The organism is Paraburkholderia susongensis (assembly GCF_900177725.1).
GTDB classification, from domain to species: domain Bacteria; phylum Pseudomonadota; class Gammaproteobacteria; order Burkholderiales; family Burkholderiaceae; genus Paraburkholderia; species Paraburkholderia susongensis.
On record NZ_FXAT01000001.1, the window covers coordinates 1056166 to 1071567 of the forward strand.

A 15402-nucleotide genomic window follows, 5' to 3' on the forward strand; every position below is an offset into this window, starting at 1 on the left:
AGCGTGCCGGAAATGCTATTTCGCGCCGCGCGTGAATCCCGCGCGCTCCGGTTCATCAGGCTGGCGTGCTTTCCCCAGCAGGGCTTGCGCCGCCAGGACCGCCTCCCTGGCCGCCACCACCCTGCCCCCCACCGCCGCCCGGCGTGCCGCCGTCATGTGGATCGTGACCGGCCTCGTCGTCGCGATCGTGGTGAGGCATCTTGTGCGACACCTCGTCGAGCTTGTCGCCCAGCAGTCGCCGCACGACCACATAGAACACAGGAATCAGCAGCAGACCGAAGGCAGTCGCGAACAGCATCCCACCGATCACGCCGGTGCCAATTTCGTGACGTGAAGCCGCGCCCGCACCCGAAGAGATCACGAGCGGGAAAACACCGAGGATAAAAGCCGCCGAGGTCATCAGGATCGGACGCAATCTCAATCGGGCCGCGGTCAGCACCGCATCGCGCAATGTCATGCCACTTTGTTGACCCTCGACGGCAAACTCGACGATCAGGATCGCGTTTTTCGCCGCGAGACCGATCACGGTCACGAGGCCGATCTTGAAGTAGATATCGTTGGGCACGCCGAACGTCAGACAGAACACCAGCATGCCGAGCATACCGAGCGGCACGACGAGCAGCACCGAAACCGGAATCGACCAGCTTTCATAGAGTGCGGCGAGACACAGGAACACCACCAGGATCGACAGCATCAGCAAGGTCGTCGCCGATGAACCCGACAGCAGCTCCTGGAACGACTGTCCGGTCCAGTCCGCCGCGAAACCCGTGGGCAACTGACGGTCGACGATGCTCTGAAGCACATCGATCGCCTGTCCGGTCGAATAGCCCGGCGCGGAGTTGCCGACAATCTCGATCGCCGAGTAGCCGTTATAGCGCGGCAGCACCGTCGGCCCGAAGCTCCATCTGGCATTCACCACGCTGGAGAGCGGCACCATGTTGTACGGGCTGATCGACGTATTCGTGGGCGACGGGTCCACGGGCGTCGTGAAGCCGTTCGACGCGGTCGCGCTGCTCGACGACTGGCTCGCGCTCGTGCTGGTAGTGCTGTTCGTGAACAGGCTCGGCGTATACAGATGCTGGAGCGCGTCGATGTCCATCCGGAACGGCACGTCCGCCTGGATATAGACGCGCTTCACGCGGCCGCCGTAAGTGAACTGGTTGACGAAAAACGGCGCGAGCTGCATCTCAATGGTGTTGTACACATCGGTCAGCGACAGGCCCATCGCTTCGGCCTGGGTACGGTCCACCGCGACGTCCAGTTGCGGTGCGCTCGGCAGCGAGTTGGGGCGAATCCCGAACAACACCTTGCTCTTCGTCGCAGCCGCCAGCAGCGTGCGCTGCGCCTCGCCGAGTTCTTCGCGCGACTGGCCGGCACGCGCCTGCAGATACATGTCGATGCCACCGAACTGGCTAAGGCCGCGGATGGTCGGCAGATTGACCGCGAAGATCTGCGCATCGGGAATGCCATGCAGGATGCCATTGATCTGCGGAATCAACTGCATCGCGGTGGCCGAACGCTTGTTCCAATCCGCCAGCTTGATGAATGACATGCCGACGTTTTCGCTCGTGCCGACAAAGCTGAAACCCTCCGGCTGGAAAATGCCCACGATGTCCTTGCCGACCGCACTGTTAAGGAGCGCATTCCGCACTTCGCCCATCACGTGATTGGTACGTTGCAGTGTCGAGCCGGGCGGCAGATTGATGAGCGCGAGCACGAAGCCCTGATCTTCGTCCGGGACGAAGCTGGTCGGCAGTTTCGTATAGAGGAAGCCCGTCAGCACCACGACGAGCACGAACACCATCATCCAGCGCGGCGCATGGGTCACTGCGCGGCCGGCATGGCCGAGATACTTTTTCGAGGTCCAGTTGAAAGACCGGTTGAACCAGCGGAAAACCGCGCTCTTCTTTGCCGCGTGTTCGGGCTTGAGGATCGCCGCGCACAGCGAAGGCGTGAACGACATCGCAAGGAACGCGGAGAATCCCATCGACACCGCGATCGTCAATGCGAACTGCGCGTAGATGATGCCGGTCGCGCCGGGCTGCAGCGCGGACGGGATGAAGACGGCGGACAGCACGACGGTGATCGCGATGATGGCGCCGGTGATCTGGCCCATCGCCTTGCGGGTCGCCGCTCGTGGCTCCAGATGCTCCTCGGTCATGATGCGTTCGACGTTTTCAATCACGACGATCGCATCGTCAACCACGATGCCGATCGCGAGCACCATGCCGAACAGCGTCAATTGGTTGAGCGTGTAGTGCAGCGCCGACAGGCCGATGAAAGTCCCCAGCAGCGCGACCGGAATCACGAGCGTCGGAATGATCGTGGCCCGCAGATTTTGCAGGAAAATCAGCATCACAAAAAACACCAGCACGATCGCCTCGACGAGCGTGCGGATCACGTCGATGATCGACGCGGTGATGAACGGCGTGGTGTCGTATGGCACGCTCCACGTGACGCCTTGCGGCAAATCCCGCGCGAGTATCGCCATCTCCGCCTTGACAGCCTTCGCGACCGCGAGCGCGTTCGCGCCCGGCAGCAGAAAGATCGCGAGGCCGCCGGCCGGTTTGCCGTTATAGACCGGCGCGAAGCCATATGTTTGCGAGCCGAACGAAATGCGCGCGACGTCGCTCAGCTTGACGGAGGTGCCGTTGCTGTTCGCCACGAGAATAATGTCCTGGAACTCCTTGAGCGACGAGAAAAGGCGGTCGCCTGTCACGGTCGCCGTGAATACCTGCCCCTTCACGGCCGGGTCCGCGCCTAGCGAGCCGGCCGCGAACTGCGCATTCTGTCCGCTCACAGCATTGAGCACCTGGGTGGTCGATAGTCCGTAGCTTTGCAGCTTGTCGGGGTCGAGCCAGATGCGCATGGCGTATTCCGAGCCAAGCAGCGTCGTATTGCCGACCCCGCTCACGCGGCCGATGTTCGGCTGGATCTGCGACGCGAGAATATCGCTCAGACGGCCTGCATCGATCGCCGGATTGCTTGATTGCAGCGCGACGAACATCAGGATGTCCGGGCTCGCCTTCGCCACCACGACGCCTTGCTGCGTGACCTGCGAAGGCAGCAGCGGTTGCGCCAGCGTGACCTTGTTCTGCACCTGCACCTGAGCAATGTCCGGGTTGGTGCCTGTCGCGAATGTGAGGGTGATCTGGGTCTGGCCATTCGAGCTCGACGACGAACTGAAATACAGCAGATTGTCGATGCCGGTGAGTTGCTGCTCGATCACCTGGGTCACCGTCGATTCCATCGTCTGGGCACTCGCACCGGGATAGTTCGCGGTGACGGTCACTTCCGGCGGCGCGATGTCGGGGTACGAATCGATCCCCATGCCATGCACCGAGATGATGCCGAACAGGCAGATCAGAATCGCGATGACCCACGCGAAGACGGGGCGGTTGATGAAAAAATTCGGCATGGCGGTCTCCTATTCCGCCTTGCCGGCAGAGGCCGAAGCCGGAGCCGCTGACGCTGACGCTGCGGAATCGGACGCCGGCGCCGCCGCGGGCGGCTGCCATGCGACGGTTTTCGCCGGCGCCCCTTCCTTCGCCATCTGCACGCCCGTCACGATGATCTCGTCGCCGTCCGCCAGCCCGTGCGTCACGATCCAGTCGTTGCCAAGGCTATCGTGCGCCTCGACATCCTTGCGCACCACCTTGCCGTCCGCGCCGACCACCAGCACGTAGCCGCCGACGGTATCGCGCTGCAACGCCTGCTGCGGAATCAGGAACACGTTGTTCTGACGGCCAAAATTGACGGTCAGCGTCACATACATGCCGGGCAGCAGACGCCGCTGCGGGTTCGCGACGAGCGCCCGCATATTGATCGCGCCGGTCGCCGCATTCACCGACACGTCGGAGAAGTCGAGCGTGCCGTCGGTGCCGTAAGACGTATGGTTGGGTAGTCCGATCTGCACCGAGGTATGTTTCTGCTGCAGCAGTTCGACCGAGCCGTTGCTCTCGGACTGCTGCAGCGTCGCCAGTTCGGACGAGCTGATCGTGAAGTTGACGTACATCCGGTCGATCTGCTGGACCGTGGTCAGCAGCGTGCCGCTGCCGCCCGTGTCGGAGGTGCTGGTGCCGACCACCGCGCCCGCCGTCGCCTGTTGCTGTCCGGCGATGCCGCTGATCGGCGAGGTCACATACGTGTAGTTCAGCGAAATCCGCGCGCTCTCGACAGCGGCCTCGTCGGCCTTCACTTTGGCTGCGGCGCTGCGCTCGGCGGCATCGGAGTTGTCGACGGTCTGCTGCGAGACCGAGCCGACCGGCAGCAGCTTGCGGTTGCGGGCGGCGGTGATGCGATCGTTGACATAAGTGGCCTGATCCTGGGCCAGCACCGCGAGGTCGTTATCGAGTTGCGCACGGTAAAACGCCGGATCGATCTCGAACAGTAGCTGACCTGCGCGCACCTGAGAGCCTTCGGTGTACGTACGCCGCAGCAGCACGCCCGACACGCGGGCCGTGACGTTCGCGCTGTAGTAGGCCGAAAGCCGTCCGACGAACTGGCGCTCGAGCGGCGCCGACTGCGATTGCACCTTGACCACCGCGACCTGCGGCGGCGGGGGCGGCGGCACGCTTTTCGAGCAGGCGGCGAGCATGATCAGGCACAGGTACGACAGCGACGCGCGCTGAGGGCGTGACTTCATGAAAACTCCGTTCTTGCTTGAGGCCAGCGCACGCAGGCTACGCGATTTGCCGGATCGTACGAAACTGCATGCGAGTCAGTCCGCGGAGGGTTGCGCGGCAGGTTGGACTACCGCATCCGGAACGGGCAACGAACCGGATGAAGCAGGCATTGAAGCGGCCGATGGTGCCGATGGCGCCGATGCCACGTTGGCGTCATCGCGTTGCCATCCACCGCCCAGATTCTTGACGAGAAGCACGTTGCTTTCGGCGAGCTGTGCCTGCGTGTCACGCAGGCTTTCTTCCGCCTGGATCAACGTCAGCCGTTGCGTCAGCACGTTCTGCTCGCTGGCCGCGCCGGCATTGAATTGCGCCTGCTGGCTTGCAAACAGCCGACTACTGTTGTCATACACGCCTGCGAACGCCTCTGCCTGCGCTCGCAGGTGATTCATCGACGACAGGCTGTCCTCCACGCTCTGGAACGCTGTCAGCACCGTGTTCCGGTAGTTCGCGACGTCTTCGTCATAGGTCGCGCGCGCTCCGTGTACCGCCGCCGTGCGCTCGCCGCCGTCGAACAGTGTTCCCGCGAGATCGGGGCCGAGCGTCCAGAAGCGGCTCGGCAACGAGAAAAGATGCGCGAACGTGTTGTGCGCGAAACCGCCCTCGGCGGAGAGCGTCAGCGTCGGGAAAAACGCGGCTTCGGCAACGCCAATGCTCGCGTTGGCCGCCGCCGCCGTGCGTTCGGCGCTCACCACGTCATAGCGCCGCTCGAGCAGTTGCGAAGGAAGCGCCGGCGGCACGTCAGGCGAAACGAACTTGTAGTCCGGATCGGGCGCGATGGAAAACGCCCCCGGCGGCGTGCCGGTCAGCACGGCGATCGCGTGCTCGTTCTGTTCCCGTGAGATTTCGATCGTCTGCAGGTCGGCGATCACCGTCTGCAGGTTCTCCTGCGCGTTGAGCACGTCGTCGCCGGACGCCTGGCCTTCTTTGAAACCGATCTGCGTCATCACGAGAATCCGGCCGTAGATGTCCTGTTGCTCCGTCAACATGCGTATGTTGACGTCGGCCTGGCGCAGCTGGAAATAGTCGGTCGCGACGCTGGCCGCGATCGAGATGCGCTCGCCCGCGAGCTGCGCATCCGACGATTGGGCATTCGCTTTCGCCGCTTCGATCTGGCGCCGTATCTGTCCCCACAGGTCCAGTTCCCAACTGACGGTACCGCTAACAACGACGCTGTTGCTCGGCGGGGACGACGTGCCAGAACCGAGTCCCTGGAGCCCTCCGAGGTTGCCGCCAGCGCGGCCACCGGACAGCCCGGCAGTGACGGTCGGAAACAGACCTGCCCGGTTTGCCTCCACGGTCGCGAGCGCGACCCGATAAGCGGCTTCCGCCGCCACGATGGACTGGTTGGCCCGCAACGCCTGCTCGACGAGACCATTGAGCTTGTCGTCGCCATACATGCGCCACCACGTGCTGGAGATCGCGGCCTGTGGATTCGCCTGCGCGCGCTGCCAGTCCACGCCCTCCTTGAATCCTTCGGGCACCTGGACTTCGGGCCTGCGATAATCCGGACCGACCATGCACGCGGCAAGGGACATGGCGATGACAATCGCCATTCCACACTTCATCACACGTCGCGATTGAGAGCGTGTATTACCTTCGTAAGCGAACTCCAAGGTCTGCGAATTACTCTGCACGCAATTCCCCTGTTCACCAGATCGGCAGTACGACAACGAGACGGAAAATACCCTGTATATTTAACTACCTTAGAAATAAATATCAATCTGGATCGTGATTACAAACGCTAACTGATCATATCGTTGGCACAACTATTTTCATTGATTTATCAGGATTACTTATTCAATTACAGCATGACTACAACGACCCGTCCTTTCGAAATGGACCGCATTAAATGACAATCACCTTGTACACCTGGAATACGCCTAATGGCCGCAAGATTAGCGTCGCGCTCGAAGAGATGAATTTGCCGTACACCGTCAGGAGGGTCAACCTCTCGAAGGGCGAACAACACGAGCCCGATTTCCTGCGTATCAGCCCGAACAACCGTATTCCGGCGATCGTCGACTCCGATGGACCCGATGGTCAACCCATTAGCGTTTTTGAATCCGGCGCAATCCTGCTTTATCTGGGCGAGAAAACAGGAAAGTTTTTGCCCGAAAACTTGCGCGAGCGCGTGCAGGTCATCGAATGGCTGATGTGGCAAATGGGCGGCTTCGGTCCGATGCCGGGCCAGGTGCATCACTTTCGCATGGTCGAGCCGGAGGCCGATCGGCGTTACGGGCTCAAGCGCTATTCGGACGAAACGCGTCGCCTCTACGGTGTGCTGGACCGGCGGCTTGCCGACGTTGAATTCGTCGCCGGTGAGCTATCCGTGGCGGATTTTGCGATTCTCGGCTGGGCGTGGCGGCACGAGCGTCACCAGGTCTCGCTCGACGACTTCCCGAACGTTAAACGCTGGTACGGGACCTTGTTCGAGCGTCCCGGCGTGCAACGCGGCTTTGCCGTCAAGCTGGACGATCTGGGTTAAATGGACTAAATGGGCGGAAGCAACTTTTAGCGCGATACGCGGACGAGATCGCACAAGTTCGTCGGTCTGATCGCGCCGCCCTCACACGTCGGCCATCTCCAGCTTCTCGCGCGCATCGGCGCAACGGCGATTCAGATCGCGATGCATCAACTGCCCATCGAGCAAAGCCGATACATCGGTCAAACCATAATCAAAGCGCAACACGTATTCGACGTCCGTGTAATCGTGATAAGCGCCGCTGTCAGCGAGCTTTTGCGCTTCGGCGAAGGCAGCCTGTTGCCGCTCGCCGTACATCAGATCTCTGATCGCCATGATTGCCGCTCCGAGGAACAGTGACTTCATCATAGCAACGCAACCTGAAGCACACGGTGGCGTGCGCGCAACACCAGGTGTTTTCCGTAGATGCGCGCTCGCGCGTCACACGCGGCTGGTAGCACAAGAGCGGGAGCGTGCGCACGCTGCTCTCACGTCGCTCTCCCGCCGCGCTCCCACGGTCCGCACAGCGCTCCCAGGCAACCCTCACGCAACCCCGCAACCCTTTACGCAACCTTTAAGCAGCCGCGACGGGCGTCTTCGTCCCATGCCAGCGGGTCACGAGAATCCGCCCGACGTAGCACAAGGTTCCCGCGACACCGACCACGATGCCCATCCCTTGCGGCGAGCCGTCCTGCCACAGGCCGACCGCGACGCTCGACAACGCGCCGAGCGCGAGCTGCACCGCGCCGAACACGGCCGCCGCGGCGCCGGCGTTGAGCGGATAGCGGTGCATCAGATCGGTCGTGCAATTGGCGGACAACAATCCCACCACGCCGACCACGAAGAACAGACCAAACACGATCGACCACAAGCCGCCCCAACCCGTCAGCGAGACGACGCAGACGAACAGCGACGCCACGAAGCTCACGGTCGCCGCGAACGAGATGATCGGCAGCGAACCGAGCCGGCCGACGAGCCGCGTGTTCATGTAATTGCCGAACATGATGCCGACGATGTTCAGCGCGAAGAGAAACCCGTAATGCTGCGCCGACACGTGGAAATACTCGATGTACACGAACGGCGTCGCCGTGATGTACGCGAACATCGACGCGAACGCCATGCCGCCGCACAGCATGTGTCCCCACGCGACCGGATCCCGCAGCAACGTGCCATACGCGCCGAACGACTTGAGCAGCGCCGACTGCGCCCGCTTCTCGCGCGGCCACGTTTCCGGCACCTTGAGGAACGCCGTTACCGCGCACACGCTGCCGAACAGCGTCAGCACGACGAAGACGGTCCGCCAGCCGCCGAGCAACAGCAACTGTCCGCCGATCAGCGGTGCGAGAAGCGGGCCGATCGAGGTGACGATCGCGATCATCGACAGCACGCGGGCGGCATCGGCCGGTTCGTGCGCATCGCGGGCAATCGCCCGCGCGAGCACCGAAGCCGCGCCCGCGCCCAACGCCTGCACGAAGCGGAACGAGACGAGCGAGCCGATCGAGAACGACAGCGCGCACGCGATGCTCGCGAGCGCATACATGACAATGCCGCCGAGCAGCACCGGCCGGCGTCCATACGCATCCGACAGCGGGCCATAAAGCAACATGCCGATCGAGAAGCCGGCCATGAAGCTCGTGAGCGTCGATTGCGCGGCGGCGGTGCTGACTGCGAAAGCCTGCGCGATGGTCGGCAGGCTCGGCAGATACATGTCGACAGAAATCGGCCCGCATGCGGCAAGCGCACCGAGCAACAGGATCAGCCGGCCATCGGGCCGGCGTTTGGCGACGTGAGACATGGGGAAATCCGGATGAAACGCCGCGCCGGCATCGGCAGCGGAACGGGAAAAGCGGAGGTGACAACAGCCTGACGGACCCGATTGTACGCGACGGTTCGGGGACCGGGCCCGCTCGCGTGGCTGCGTGGCTTGCAGACATTCGAACGCAACGGTCACAGCGACCGCGATGGCTCTTCCAGTGACAACACCCATCCGGGGCAGGTGCGCCGCCGATCGGTTAAGCTGCCGCCTGCATGCCCGGCCACGCATCGGAGCGCGCATCGCGGCGCGCAGCGAAGTCACGCGCGAAGCACCGCGCAACACCCTTCCCTCCACCCTGTTTCGAGTCTGCCATGACCGCCTTCCTGCTGATCTGGAGCCCCAAGAAATGGCCGTGGCCCGAGTTGCCCGACATCGCGAAACGCGTTGCCGCCGGTGTCGCGGTGACCGACGTGTGGGGCTGCGGCTTTGCGCGCGGCATCCTGCCCGGCGACCGCGTGTTTCTGCATCGCGTGGCTCAGGAGCCGAAGGGCATTTTCGGCTCCGGCTACGTGACGCGCGCGCCCTACGAGGTCCCCGACCCGTCCACGAAACGCGGCTACCGGCTGTGCATCGACTTCGTGTACGACTGGCTCGTGGACGCGCACGAGGCGCCGGTGATTCCGCGCGACCAGTTGCGCGTGCATCCGTTCTCGGTCCAGACATGGGATGCGCAGAGTTCGGGCACGATCATCAAGCCGATTGCCGAGGGCGCGCTCGAAAAGCGCTGGACCGAACTGACCGGCAAGCGCAAGCCGCCGAAGCTCGATGCTCCAGCTGGGCCGACTCGATCGTCGAAGGTGACGGCTCATGCGGCCGCGGCCAAACGCACGCCGGAAGGTTGAGCGAAGCGCACGCGCCGAAGCCTGTCGAAGCCCGACGACACACAACCGCCAGGGCCGTCCGCGCAGCCCGCCGACGCCGACTCCGGTACAATTTCCCCACCTATCCCAGCATCGCGCGAATCGCCCGCGGGAATGACCCGCAGGCCGTTTGCGCCGCTGTGCAACCCCCAATTCCAGCTATTCCAGCCATCGCCATGTCCAGAAACGAAACCCTCTTCGAACGCGCGCAAGGCACCATTCCCGGCGGCGTGAACTCGCCGGTGCGAGCCTTTCGCTCCGTCGGCGGCACGCCGCGCTTCATCGAGCGCGCGCAAGGCCCGTATTTCTGGGACGCGGACGGCCAGCGCTATACCGACTACATCGGCTCGTGGGGGCCGATGATCCTCGGCCACGTGCATCCCGAAGTGCTCGAAGCGGTTCAGCGCGTGCTCGCGAAGGGCTTTTCGTTCGGTGCGCCGACCGAATCCGAAGTCGAGATCGCCGAGGAAATCTGCAAGCTGGTGCCGTCGATCGAACAGGTGCGCATGGTGTCGAGCGGCACCGAAGCGACCATGAGCGCGCTGCGTCTCGCGCGCGGCTTCACGAACCGCAGCCGCATCGTCAAGTTCGAGGGCTGCTATCACGGCCACGCGGACAGCCTGCTCGTGAAGGCCGGCTCGGGCCTGCTGACCTTCGGCAACCCGACTTCGGCGGGCGTGCCGGCCGACATCGCGAAGCACACCACGGTCCTCGAATACAACAACGTCGCCGCGCTCGAAGAAGCGTTCAAGGCGTTCGGCAACGAGATCGCCTCGGTGATCGTCGAGCCGGTCGCGGGCAACATGAACCTCGTGCGCGCCACGCCCGAATTCCTGCAGGCGCTGCGGCGGCTGTGCAGCGAATACGGCTCGGTGCTGATTTTCGACGAAGTGATGTGCGGCTTCCGTGTCGCCCTCGGCGGCGCGCAGCAGGTCTACGGCATCACGCCGGACCTCACGTGCCTCGGCAAGGTGATCGGCGGCGGCATGCCGGCGGCGGCCTTCGGCGGACGCCGCGACATCATGGCTCACCTCGCGCCGCTCGGCGGCGTCTATCAGGCGGGTACGCTGTCAGGCAACCCGATCGCGGTCGCGGCCGGCCTGAAAACGCTGCAACTGATTCAGGCGCCCGGCTTCTACGACACGCTCACCGCGCGCACCGCGCGTCTCGCGCAGGGCCTCGCGCATGCCGCGCGCGAAGCAGGCGTGCCGTTCGCGGCCGATTCGATCGGCGGCATGTTCGGCCTCTACTTCAGCGAAGCGGTCCCGGCGAGCTTCGCCGAAGTCACGCAGAGCGACGTGCCGCGCTTTAACGCGTTCTTTCACAAGATGCTCGACGCGGGCGTGTACTTCGCGCCGTCCGCGTACGAGGCGGGCTTCGTGTCGATCGCGCACGACGACGCGGTGATCGACGCGACGATCGACGCCGCGCGCGGCGCGTTCGCCTCGCTGAAGGGCTGAATCAGGACCTGAGGCCGCCAGGCCCCGCTACCGCACTACAACGGACACCGATGTTTTCGCAAACCGATTTTGTCCACATGGAACGCGCGCTCGCACTCGCGAAGCGCGGCATGTACACGACCGACCCGAACCCGCGCGTCGGCTGCGTGCTCGTCAGGAATGGCGAGGTGATCGGCGAAGGCTTTACGCAGCCGGCCGGCCAGGACCATGCCGAGATTCGCGCGCTGAAGGACGCGCGCTCGCGCGGCCACGACCTGCGTGGCGCCACCGCCTACGTGACGCTCGAACCGTGCAGCCACTTCGGCCGCACGCCGCCGTGCGCGAACGCGCTCATCGACGCGCAGATCGGCCGCGTGATCGCGGCGATGGAAGATCCGAACCCGCAGGTCTCCGGCCGCGGTCTCGCCATGCTGCGCGACGCCGGCATCGAAGTGCGCTGCGGGCTGCTCGCGCACGAAGCGCAGGAACTGAACATCGGCTTCGTGTCGCGCATGACGCGCGGTCGTCCGTGGGTGCGCATGAAGGTTGCAGCTTCGCTCGACGGCCGCACCGGTTTGCCCTCGGGCCAAAGCCAGTGGATCACGAGCGCGGCCGCGCGCGCCGACGGCCATGCGTGGCGCGCGCGCGCCTCGGCGATCCTGACCGGCATCGGCACCGTGCGCGAGGACAATCCGCGCATGACCGTGCGCGCCGTCGATACGCCGCGCCAGCCGCAACGCGTGCTGATCGACAGCCAGCTCGAGGTGCCCCCCGATGCGCAGATCCTGGCCGGCGCGCCGACGCTGATTTTCTGCGGCGTTCTCGATCATCGTCTCGCCGAGCGCGCGAGCGCGCTGCGCGATCGCGGCGCCGAAATCGTGCCGCTGCCGAACGAGGCGGGCAAGGTCGATCTGCCTCAGTTGCTCAACGTGCTCGGCGAGCGCAGCGTGAACGAATTGCACGTCGAGGCGGGCTACAAGCTGAACGGCTCGCTCCTGCGTGAAGGCTGCGTCGACGAACTGCTCGTGTATCTCGCGCCGAGCCTGCTCGGCATGGATTCGATGAGCATGTTCAATCTCGCCGCGCCCGACATGCTTGAAGATCGCCTCAAACTGAATTTCCACACGATCGAGCGGATCGGCGACGATCTGCGGATTCTCGCGCGCTTCGCGCCGCACACCGTACCCGGGGCCGATCACGCGGCTCCCTCCGTTTCGAAATGATCGAGGACTAGCACGATGTTTACAGGAATCGTCGCGGCAGTGGGCCGCATCGAATCAGTCAAGCCGCTCGGCAGCGGCGACGACGCGGGCGTGCGCCTGAACGTCGAGGCCGGCGGGCTCGACCTCGCCGACGTGCAGCTCGGCGACAGCATCACGATCCAGGGCGCCTGCATGACGGTGGTCGCGAAGACCGGCCATTCGTTCGAGGTCGACGTGTCGCGCGAAAGCCTGAACCGCACGGTGGGTCTTGGCGAAACCGGCGAGGTCAATCTCGAGAAGGCGCTGCGCGCGCATGATCGGCTCGGCGGACATATCGTTTCGGGACACGTCGACGGACTCGGCACGGTGACGCGTTTCGCGCCGGTCGGCGAATCGCACGAGTTGCGCGTGCTCGCGCCGCGTGAGATCGGGCGCTACCTCGCGTATAAAGGCTCGATTACGGTCAACGGAGTGAGCCTCACCGTGAATTCAGTCGAGGATCGCGAAGATGGCTGCGAGTTTTCGATCAACCTGATTCCGCACACCGTGCAGGTGACCGCGCTCAAGCATCTGCGGGAAGGCGTCAGGGTGAATCTCGAGATCGATCTGATTGCGCGGTATGTGGAGCGGATGTTGTCGGCGGGGATGGAAAGCAGTAACAGGCCGCTGGAATAAACCGGCCCATGTCGTCCGGCGCAGGCGACTTGGGCCCGCGCGTGGCGTAAAATACGCGCTTTCCCGAAAATCTCGCCAACATGACGCTCGCCTCCACCCAAGAGATCATCGCCGAACTGAAAGCCGGCCGGATGGTGATCCTCGTCGACGAAGAAGACCGCGAAAACGAGGGCGACCTCGTGATCGCCGCCGAGTTTGTCACGCCGGAAGCGATCAATTTCATGGCCCGCTATGGCCGCGGCCTGATCTGCCTGACGCTGACGCAGGAACGCTGCAAGCTGCTGAACCTGCCGCTCATGACCTACCGCAACGGCACGCAGTACGGCACCGCGTTCACGGTCAGCATCGAAGCGGCCGAAGGCGTGACCACCGGCATTTCGGCCGCCGACCGCGCCCGCACGGTCGCCGCCGCGGTCGCGCCGGAAGCCCGCGCCGAGCACATCGTGCAGCCGGGCCACATCTTCCCGATCATGGCCCAGCCCGGCGGCGTGCTGGTGCGCGCCGGCCACACCGAGGCCGGCTGCGACTTCACCGCGCTCGCGGGCCTGACGCCCGCCGCCGTGATCTGCGAAATCATCAAGGACGACGGCACGATGGCGCGCCTGCCCGACCTGATGGAATTCGCGAAAGAGCACAGCCTGAAAATCGGCACGATCGCGGATCTGATCCACTATCGCAGCCGCACCGAGTCGATCGTCGAGCGCATCTGCGAACGCACCATGCAGACCGCGCACGGCGCATTCCGCGCGGTCATGTACCTCGACCAGCCGAGCGGCCAGCCGCACATCGCGCTCGTGCGCGGCACGCCCCAGCCCGAGCACGACACGCTCGTGCGCGTGCACGAGCCGCTATCGGTGCTCGATCTGCTCGAAGTCGGCGAATCGACCCATTCGTGGACGCTTGACGCGGCGATGAAAGAGATCGCCGAGCGCGACCTCGGCGTGATCGTGCTGCTGAACTGCGGCGACTCGAAAGACCATCTGATCGACGTCTTCAAGGCGTTCGACTCGAAGGAAAAAGCCGACGCGCTCAAGCGCCGGCCCGTCGACTTCAAGACGTACGGCATCGGCGCGCAGATTCTGCGCGAACTCGGCGTCGGCAAGATGCAGGTGCTGTCGAACCCGCGCAAGCTCGGCAGCATGTCGGGTTACGGCCTCGAAGTCACGGGCTTCGTGCCGATGCCCGGCAGCGCCGCCCAGGTTCCGCAAGGCTGATCCCACCATCCGCGCGCCTCGCGCCCACTCATCCACTACGGAATTCACATGGAAATCGGACAATACCAACCGAATCTCGACGGCGACGGACTGCGCATCGGCATCGTCCAGGCGCGTTTTAACGAACCCGTCTGCAACGGCCTCGCGGACTCCTGCATCGAAGAACTCGAACGCCTCGGCGTGTCCGGCGAAGACGTGCTGCTCGTCACCGTGCCGGGCGCGCTGGAAATCCCGCTCGCGCTGCAAAAGCTCGCGGAAAGCGCGCAATTCGATGCGCTCATCGCGCTCGGCGCCGTGATTCGCGGCGAAACGTACCACTTCGAGCTGGTCTCGAACGAAAGCGGCGCGGGCATCACGCGTATCGGCCTCGACTTCGGCATTCCGGTTGCGAACGCGGTGCTGACCACCGAAAACGACGAGCAAGCCGTCGCCCGCATGACCGAGAAGGGTCGCGACGCCGCGCGCGTGGCCGTGGAAATGGCTAATCTCGCGGTTGCGCTCGAGCAGCTCGGCGGTGACGACGACGATGAAGAAGACGAAGACGACGAGGAAGAGGCATGAAGAGCGCACGCCGACGCTCCCGCGAACTGGCCACGCAGGGGCTTTACCAGTGGCTGCTGTCGGGCTCGCCCGGCGGTGAGATCGACGCGCAACTGCGCGGCGCGCAGGGTTACGACAAGGCCGACCACGAGCATCTCGAAGCGATTCTGCATGGCGTGATGCGCGATTCGGAGGCGCTCTCAGCCGCGATCGCACCGTGCCTCGATCGTCCGATCGAGCAGCTCTCGCCGGTCGAGCGCGCGGTGCTGCTCGTGGCCGCGTTCGAACTGAAGAATCACGTCGACATTCCGTACCGCGTCGTCATCAACGAAGCGGTCGAATTGACGAAGACGTTCGGCGGCTCGGACGGCTACAAGTACGTGAACGGCGTGCTCGACAAGCTCGCGGCGCAACTGCGCGCCACCGAAACGGCAGCCCGCAAGGGCTGAGCACAGCGCGCATGAAGCCGTGTGTCACATGGCTCTCATGCGCCGCCCTGCACCGGGCGAA

General features: G+C 64.2%; 13 protein-coding genes. 8 read left to right on the forward strand and 5 right to left on the reverse strand.

Annotated features, from left to right (window positions below; all coding sequences use genetic code 11):
• Positions 1–55 precede the first annotated feature (55 nt).
• From B9Z01_RS04845 to B9Z01_RS04855, 3 genes are all read right to left on the reverse strand, one after another.
• A complete protein-coding gene (locus tag B9Z01_RS04845; protein WP_085481066.1) occupies positions 56–3418 on the reverse strand; it encodes an efflux RND transporter permease subunit in 3363 nt (1120 codons plus the stop codon).
• 9 nt (positions 3419–3427) lie between these two features.
• Positions 3428–4645, reverse strand: a complete 1218-nt coding sequence (locus B9Z01_RS04850) for an efflux RND transporter periplasmic adaptor subunit (protein WP_085481067.1) — start codon at positions 4643–4645, stop codon at positions 3428–3430.
• A gap of 75 nt (positions 4646–4720) precedes the next feature.
• A complete protein-coding gene (locus B9Z01_RS04855; RefSeq protein WP_244195918.1) occupies positions 4721–6238 on the reverse strand; it encodes an efflux transporter outer membrane subunit in 1518 nt (505 codons plus the stop codon).
• 296 nt (positions 6239–6534) lie between these two features.
• Here B9Z01_RS04855 and B9Z01_RS04860 point away from each other — a divergent pair, with 296 nt between their 5' ends.
• Positions 6535–7170 (forward strand): glutathione S-transferase family protein, encoded by a 636-nt coding sequence (locus B9Z01_RS04860; RefSeq protein WP_085481069.1) that lies wholly within the window; start codon positions 6535–6537, stop codon positions 7168–7170.
• 81 nt (positions 7171–7251) lie between these two features.
• Here the strand turns inward: B9Z01_RS04860 and B9Z01_RS04865 are convergent, their stop codons facing one another.
• Both B9Z01_RS04865 and B9Z01_RS04870 read right to left on the reverse strand, forming a co-directional pair.
• Positions 7252–7482, reverse strand: coding sequence for a hypothetical protein (locus tag B9Z01_RS04865; protein WP_085481070.1), 231 nt, complete (start codon positions 7480–7482; stop codon positions 7252–7254).
• A gap of 238 nt (positions 7483–7720) precedes the next feature.
• Positions 7721–8941 (reverse strand): Bcr/CflA family multidrug efflux MFS transporter, encoded by a 1221-nt coding sequence (locus tag B9Z01_RS04870; RefSeq protein WP_085481071.1) that lies wholly within the window; start codon positions 8939–8941, stop codon positions 7721–7723.
• A 332-nt stretch (positions 8942–9273) separates the two neighbouring features.
• On the opposite strand from B9Z01_RS04870, the gene B9Z01_RS04875 reads away from it, so the two are divergent.
• From B9Z01_RS04875 to nusB, 7 genes are all read left to right on the forward strand, one after another.
• Positions 9274–9804, forward strand: a complete 531-nt coding sequence (locus B9Z01_RS04875; RefSeq protein WP_085481072.1) for a hypothetical protein — start codon at positions 9274–9276, stop codon at positions 9802–9804.
• A 194-nt stretch (positions 9805–9998) separates the two neighbouring features.
• Positions 9999–11282 carry a glutamate-1-semialdehyde 2,1-aminomutase gene (gene hemL / locus B9Z01_RS04880; protein ID WP_085481073.1) on the forward strand — a complete coding sequence of 428 codons (1284 nt, stop codon included), beginning with the start codon at positions 9999–10001 and terminating at the stop codon, positions 11280–11282.
• A gap of 50 nt (positions 11283–11332) precedes the next feature.
• Positions 11333–12484, forward strand: coding sequence for a bifunctional diaminohydroxyphosphoribosylaminopyrimidine deaminase/5-amino-6-(5-phosphoribosylamino)uracil reductase RibD (ribD, locus tag B9Z01_RS04885; RefSeq protein ID WP_085481074.1), 1152 nt, complete (start codon positions 11333–11335; stop codon positions 12482–12484).
• A gap of 15 nt (positions 12485–12499) precedes the next feature.
• Entirely contained in the window at positions 12500–13138 is a 639-nt protein-coding gene (locus B9Z01_RS04890; protein ID WP_085481075.1) for a riboflavin synthase, read from the forward strand.
• 80 nt (positions 13139–13218) lie between these two features.
• Positions 13219–14352, forward strand: a complete 1134-nt coding sequence (gene ribBA / locus B9Z01_RS04895; protein ID WP_085481076.1) for a bifunctional 3,4-dihydroxy-2-butanone-4-phosphate synthase/GTP cyclohydrolase II — start codon at positions 13219–13221, stop codon at positions 14350–14352.
• A 48-nt stretch (positions 14353–14400) separates the two neighbouring features.
• Complete coding sequence (gene ribH, locus B9Z01_RS04900; RefSeq protein ID WP_085481077.1) at positions 14401–14913, forward strand: 6,7-dimethyl-8-ribityllumazine synthase; 513 nt, start codon at positions 14401–14403, stop codon at positions 14911–14913.
• Positions 14910–15341, forward strand: a complete 432-nt coding sequence (gene nusB, locus B9Z01_RS04905) for a transcription antitermination factor NusB (RefSeq protein WP_085481078.1) — start codon at positions 14910–14912, stop codon at positions 15339–15341. The genes ribH and nusB overlap by 4 nt, the downstream gene beginning before the upstream one ends.
• Positions 15342–15402: the final 61 nt, after the last annotated feature.

Bases quoted from the DNA above. Each gene is read 5' to 3' on its own strand.
- B9Z01_RS04855 (WP_244195918.1), bottom strand. From the start codon at position 6,238: ATGGCGATTGTCATCGCCATGTCCCTTGCCGCGTGCATGGTCGGTCCG.
- B9Z01_RS04845 (WP_085481066.1), bottom strand. From the start codon at position 3,418: ATGCCGAATTTTTTCATCAACCGCCCCGTCTTCGCGTGGGTCATCGCG.
- B9Z01_RS04890 (WP_085481075.1), top strand. From the start codon at position 12,500: ATGTTTACAGGAATCGTCGCGGCAGTGGGCCGCATCGAATCAGTCAAG.
- ribD (WP_085481074.1), top strand. From the start codon at position 11,333: ATGTTTTCGCAAACCGATTTTGTCCACATGGAACGCGCGCTCGCACTC.
- nusB (WP_085481078.1), top strand. From the start codon at position 14,910: ATGAAGAGCGCACGCCGACGCTCCCGCGAACTGGCCACGCAGGGGCTT.
- B9Z01_RS04850 (WP_085481067.1), bottom strand. From the start codon at position 4,645: ATGAAGTCACGCCCTCAGCGCGCGTCGCTGTCGTACCTGTGCCTGATC.
- hemL (WP_085481073.1), top strand. From the start codon at position 9,999: ATGTCCAGAAACGAAACCCTCTTCGAACGCGCGCAAGGCACCATTCCC.
- ribBA (WP_085481076.1), top strand. From the start codon at position 13,219: ATGACGCTCGCCTCCACCCAAGAGATCATCGCCGAACTGAAAGCCGGC.
- B9Z01_RS04860 (WP_085481069.1), top strand. From the start codon at position 6,535: ATGACAATCACCTTGTACACCTGGAATACGCCTAATGGCCGCAAGATT.
- B9Z01_RS04870 (WP_085481071.1), bottom strand. From the start codon at position 8,941: ATGTCTCACGTCGCCAAACGCCGGCCCGATGGCCGGCTGATCCTGTTG.
- B9Z01_RS04875 (WP_085481072.1), top strand. From the start codon at position 9,274: ATGACCGCCTTCCTGCTGATCTGGAGCCCCAAGAAATGGCCGTGGCCC.
- ribH (WP_085481077.1), top strand. From the start codon at position 14,401: ATGGAAATCGGACAATACCAACCGAATCTCGACGGCGACGGACTGCGC.
- B9Z01_RS04865 (WP_085481070.1), bottom strand. From the start codon at position 7,482: ATGGCGATCAGAGATCTGATGTACGGCGAGCGGCAACAGGCTGCCTTC.